At 37.9% G+C, this 2472-nt stretch carries 5 protein-coding genes; all 5 read left to right on the forward strand.

Annotation, left to right across the window (positions count from 1 at the left end; genetic code table 11):
- Positions 1-117: 117 nt before the first annotated feature.
- The 5 genes from RTR63_RS11670 to RTR63_RS11690 all read left to right on the forward strand — a co-directional run bounded on the left by RTR63_RS11670 (position 118) and on the right by RTR63_RS11690 (position 2341).
- Positions 118-555, forward strand: a complete 438-nt coding sequence (locus tag RTR63_RS11670) for a putative toxin-antitoxin system toxin component, PIN family (protein WP_036591932.1) — start codon at positions 118-120, stop codon at positions 553-555.
- Positions 536-778, forward strand: a complete 243-nt coding sequence (locus tag RTR63_RS11675) for a toxin-antitoxin system HicB family antitoxin (protein WP_203172720.1) — start codon at positions 536-538, stop codon at positions 776-778. Before RTR63_RS11670 ends, RTR63_RS11675 begins: the two co-directional genes overlap by 20 nt.
- Before the next feature lie 343 nt (positions 779-1121).
- Entirely contained in the window at positions 1122-1364 is a 243-nt protein-coding gene (locus RTR63_RS11680) for an AbrB/MazE/SpoVT family DNA-binding domain-containing protein (RefSeq protein WP_101965173.1), read from the forward strand.
- On the forward strand, positions 1361-1693 hold the full coding sequence (gene mazF / locus RTR63_RS11685; protein WP_312524437.1) for an endoribonuclease MazF: 333 nt from the start codon (positions 1361-1363) through the stop codon (positions 1691-1693). The genes RTR63_RS11680 and mazF overlap by 4 nt, the downstream gene beginning before the upstream one ends.
- Positions 1694-1735: 42 nt before the next feature.
- Positions 1736-2341, forward strand: a complete 606-nt coding sequence (locus tag RTR63_RS11690; protein WP_312524439.1) for a recombinase family protein — start codon at positions 1736-1738, stop codon at positions 2339-2341.
- The last annotated feature ends 131 nt before the right edge of the window (positions 2342-2472 follow it).

Genomic DNA, 2472 nt, shown 5'->3' on the forward strand with positions numbered 1-2472 from the left:
GTCCAGTAAGTTGCGAGCGGAAATTGATAGGCGAACTATGCTCAAGTAAAAAAAGAAAATTCGATTATTAAATCGATATCTTGTATACTAAGTGCTATCACATATGATAGCATTTTTATGAAAATTATTTTAGATACTAATATCATCGTCGGGGCTTGTTTAGGCTCCCGATATGACAATTTAGTCATTCGTGGTTGCCTAACGGGGAACTTTACGCCTTTAGTCAGTCATGCGCTATTGTTTGAGTATGAAGACCTAATTGGACGTCAATCCGTATTCGACCACCCTGTGGCATTAATCTTTACAGAGCGAGAAGTCCTATTTAATGCGTTATATTCAGTATGTCGCTTGATTGATGTCAGCTATCTATGGCGACCCAATCTCAAAGACGAAGGGGATAATTTTATTGTTGAATTGGCTGTAGCGGGAAATGCTGATTATATCATTACGAAGAATTTAAAAGACTTTCGCCAAAGCGAATTAATCTTTGATAGTTTTAAAGTCATCACCCCTAAACAATTATTGGAGATACATAATGTCCGTTATCACACTTAGAGTAACTGAAGAAAAACATGAGCGTATCAAAAGCCTTGCAGTATCTCGTGGAGTTAGTGTTAATAAACTGATTGATGAAGCCATGACCTTAATGATTGCTAAACAAGATATTGAAACTCGCTTCAAAGCTCGAGCCGCTAAAGGCGATATTACTGCAGGTATTGCATTACTGGATAAAGTGCTTGAAAAACGAGAAACTTATGATAAAACCTTGTCAAGATAAATGATAAGGTTTCAACAGTCATATAAAAATTAAAAAATGTCTGTTTATAAGAAAAATATTAATTTTACACAAGTAAAATAAATAAAATTAATATATGGAATATTGTCCATAAATAATATTATAAGTACAATGTCACGAAAACCTATTGTTTTTCGTGATTTTGTAAATCAGCGCCAATTCGGCGCTTTTTTATTCTATTTATTTCACGATAAAGCCAAATAAATCTAATTATGATAAGACTTGCTAGTTATTATTTATCGTGATTAATTTTATTACTAGATAAGTATAATTATACAATGTATAATTAGGGTTGAATGTTTATCAAACGCCAGGTAGGTAAAAAATGCAAGTCACGATGAGAAAATGGGGTAACAGTATTGGGGTTAGAATTCCTGCAGGTATTTTAACCGAGTTAAATTTGAGTGCTGAAAAAAAGGTCGATGTACGAGCCGAAGCAGGGCGGATTATCATTGAACCGATTATAGACTCTCAAGAAACCTTAGAACAATTATTAGGTCAAATCACCCCAGATAATGTGCATAGCGAAATCGACTTTGGTCAGCCTGTCGGTAAGGAATTGCTATGAGTTATATACCTGAGGTTGGCGATATTATTTGGCTAGAGTTTGACCCTCAAGCAGGACATGAACAAGCAGGTCATCGTCCTGCTGTGGTATTAACGCCCAAAGCTTATAACCAAGCCACAGGGTTAGTGATTTGTTGTCCTTTAACTACCAAAATCAAAGGCTACCCGTTTGAAGTCACCATTGAAGGTACACCGCAAAATGTTGCCTTATCGGACCAAGTCAAAAGTTTGGATTGGAAAGCACGTAACGCAAAGCATAAAGGCAATGTCAGTCAAGCTGAGCTTGAGACAATTAAACAGAAAATTGGGTTGTTGTTAGCTATCTCATAAATTAAGGCAATGACCATAGACAGTAAAAATTGGTAATAAAAAATGAGTTTTATCGGTTATGCCAGGGTTTCAACATCTGAAGGGAAACAATTACTCGATCGTCAAGTTGATGCGTTAACAGAAATTGGCTGTGAGCGAATTTTTGAGGATAAAGCATCGGGTAGTAACTCCCAACGTAAAGGGTTGGATGATTGTCTGAATTATCTGCGAAAAGGGGATGTGCTAGTTGTTTTGGATTTGGATAGGTTAGGGCGGTTAGCCAGTGACTTAATCAAACTCATTGATGAATTAGCCGAAAAAGACATTGGCTTTAAAGCGATTAATTCACCGATGGATACCACAACCCCTGCAGGTCGGGCATTTTTACAAATACAAGCAGCGTTTGCGGAGATGGAGCGTAACATTATCCGCCAGCGAGTCAAGGAGGGGATTGCTGCCGCTCGGGCTCGTGGTCGTAAAGGCGGGCGACCTAGAATCATGACGGCAGAGAAACTGCGTTATGCCCAGCATTTAATGGCTGACCAAACCAAAAGTATTCCAGCGATTTGCAAAGAGCTTGGCGATATTCCCAGCAGTACGCTATATCATTATGTGACGGCGAAAGGGGAGTTGAAGAGAGCGGGAGTGGATTTGCTAAATTCTGAATAACCTTCACATTACCCGTTTTTTTTAAGCCTATAGCATTTAAATTTTGAGGTTAATTTTAAATGCATAGTCTGTTATACTAGGTTCTGTTGAACATTCAAAGCTTCAGCCAATGATAAGCAAAGGCTAGAGCG

It is taken from the genome of Moraxella sp. CTOTU47724 (assembly GCF_032014955.1).
Taxonomy (GTDB): Bacteria; Pseudomonadota; Gammaproteobacteria; order Pseudomonadales; family Moraxellaceae; genus Faucicola; species Faucicola tetraodonis.